Here is a 2,383-nt window from a genome sequence, read left to right as displayed (position 1 = left end):
ATGGGGATCGGCCAGCGGCGCCCACGCCCCACCCGGGGTACCCAGACCAATCAGATCCCCATCCGGATCCTGGGCATACGTCGACGCCCCGTCCGCCACCGGCTCCTTCTCCACCCCCGCATAACCCAGCGTGATACTGTTACGGACCGCGAGCCGATCAAGGCCGTCATACCCATACGTCGTCGTCCCCGACGTACTGTCCGACACCAGCCGATCAAACCCGTCGAACGTCGTGGTCGCGGTAGTGCCGCCGGCGGTCCGGGTCGCCCGCGTCCCCCGCGCCGTATACGTATACGTCGCGGTCCCATCGGAGGTCAGCCGGTTCCGCTCATCAAAGCTGGCGGCGGCACCGCCGGCTGACGTCCGGTTGCCCGCCCCATCCCAGCCGTAGCTCGTCGTGACGTTCGCCGGATTCGTCCACGACGTCAACCGGTCCGCCCGGTCATAGCCGAAGCTCTGACTCCCCGACCCCGCCGCGCTCCCCGAGCCGACCTGAATCAACCCCTCGGAGCCAGTCCCAGCGCAGCGCGACGGTGGCACAGAGCAGAAGAGTCAGTAGTTTTTATAAAATATTACCTCGAAAAGTCAGTACAAGATCACATCCATTAATCCACCACGAGGGCCGCTCGATTGCGGTCAATCAACGATATTCGCTCCCATCCGCTGACGCGAATAACTGATAACCTCTTCCACGGTTTCCAGATCCATTTCTTGAAAAAGAATTAAATAGAGCGGCACGGAGCCGTACGAACCAAATTGGGTCACGGCAGCGACGAGTGGCGCACCACCTTGATGCGGGTCGCGAAACTCTAACGACTCCGAGTCCTCGACTATATTAGAAGCAGACGTAACTTCAAACGTCCGACCCCTGAACACCACCATATTCACGTTACAAACCCCACAAACTGACCTGATTGAGTGTAGCGAATTCCAATACCAATTGGCAACCGAAACGCAATAAGATTATCCCACTGCCCATTCAGGTTACGACCATACTCGATAGTAACACGAGTTTCTGGATTTGTCAGTACATTGCGTACAAATTGTAACGCCGAGTTACTATATCCGGCGGGGTTTCCTACTTCAGGCGCCAGATCCCTCCACGCTGGAGCCTCGTCCGGACGACCAAGCTTCTTCTGAAGGGCTCTACCAGCAGCCGTTAGTCCGTCTTTTCCTTCAGTATTTGCTGCAGCAATAAGGTCATCAATATTATTTTGTGAGATGTCACCGTCGTCGTTGGGGTTGGTGGGCGAGTCGGGGAAGGTCGGTGGGGCGGGGGGCTTGCCGTCACCGGGGGGGGCGGCCTGCACCACCGGCGGCAGCCGGATCAGGGTCGGGCTCGTCCGGCACACAGGTAGCCGCCAACGGCAACGAACCCTCCGCCAACCCACAACCACCATCCGTACCCTGCCCAGACGCCCCATCCCCCGACGGCAACGAATCCGCACACGTCCCCGGCACACACTCCTGTGGCACATACTGCTCACCCGCAGCCGACCAACCATCCGGCGGCGCAATAGTCGACGGCCCCGACCACGCCGGCCCCGCCGGCGGCACCGGCTTCACCCGCGGAGCCGGCAACGCCGGAACCGGCAGCCGCGACCGCACCTGCGACCGCACCTGCGGCGACCGACCCGCCATCGACGAAACCCGACCATCCACCCGCGACGACGAACCCCCGCCACCCCCACCAGCTACCAGCCCGACACCCGAAGCAACAGGAACACCCACATACGGCGAAAACCCAGCCGGCACAAGACCCGGAATATATAGATCAACCCCGCTGACAGTCGTCGCCGACGCCACCGCTCCCGCAGCAGCCGACCGGTCCGTCCTATCTCTCATACTCTGATACAGCTCGTGACCGTAATACAGCGTGGCTCCCCCGACGACTACTATCGCAGTCGCCGCCGCGACCGGCGGCAAAATCTCCGCCAGCGGCACTAACAACAGGGCCAACGGACTATGACCAGACGGATCGTTGAACACCAACGGGTTCGCGTCCGCATACAGATACCGGCTACCACCAGCCGACCCCGACACCGGCAAATCAATACTGTCGCGGGACACAAACCCACCGGTATCCGGGGTATACCAGCGCGCCTCCGCCGACACCTTCGCCGTCACCGGGTCCGTCCACGACCCCTGGAAACCCACCCGGACGTTCGCACTGCCCGCGCTCGTCGTCACCCCGAACGGATCGAACACCTTCTGATCGGTCAACCCGGTGCCGCTGGTCGGGAACGCCGCGACCACATCCCCGTGGGTGTCGGTTAGCGGCGTCCACGCCCCACCCGGCGTCCCCAACCCGACCAGATCCCCGTCCGGGTCCCGGGCATACGTCGACGTCCCATCGGCGACCGGTTCCTTTTCCACCCCCGCA

The 2,383-nt window shown here is 62.4% G+C and carries 4 protein-coding genes; all 4 read right to left on the bottom strand.

All coding sequences use genetic code 11. From position 1 onward, the window contains the following. On the bottom strand, positions 1-501 hold a 501-nt coding region (locus MJ777_RS07575), incomplete at its 3' end, for an RHS repeat domain-containing protein (RefSeq protein WP_239374488.1). Positions 502-636: 135 nt separating this feature from the next. Further along, positions 637-888, bottom strand: coding sequence for a hypothetical protein (locus MJ777_RS07570; protein ID WP_239374485.1), 252 nt, complete (start codon positions 886-888; stop codon positions 637-639). Then, a complete protein-coding gene (locus MJ777_RS07565; protein WP_239374482.1) occupies positions 885-1,313 on the bottom strand; it encodes a hypothetical protein in 429 nt (142 codons plus the stop codon). Before MJ777_RS07565 ends, MJ777_RS07570 begins: the two co-directional genes overlap by 4 nt. Continuing rightward, the coding region (locus MJ777_RS07560) for an RHS repeat-associated core domain-containing protein (protein WP_305039387.1) at positions 1,288-2,383 on the bottom strand (1,096 nt) is incomplete at its 5' end. The genes MJ777_RS07565 and MJ777_RS07560, both read right to left, overlap by 26 nt.

Source organism: Protofrankia sp. Cj5 (assembly GCF_917627405.1).
Classification (GTDB): Bacteria; Actinomycetota; Actinomycetes; order Frankiales; family Frankiaceae; genus Protofrankia.
The sequence above is the reverse complement of the archived record's forward strand: the minus strand, read 5'-3'. Positions and strand labels throughout refer to the sequence as shown.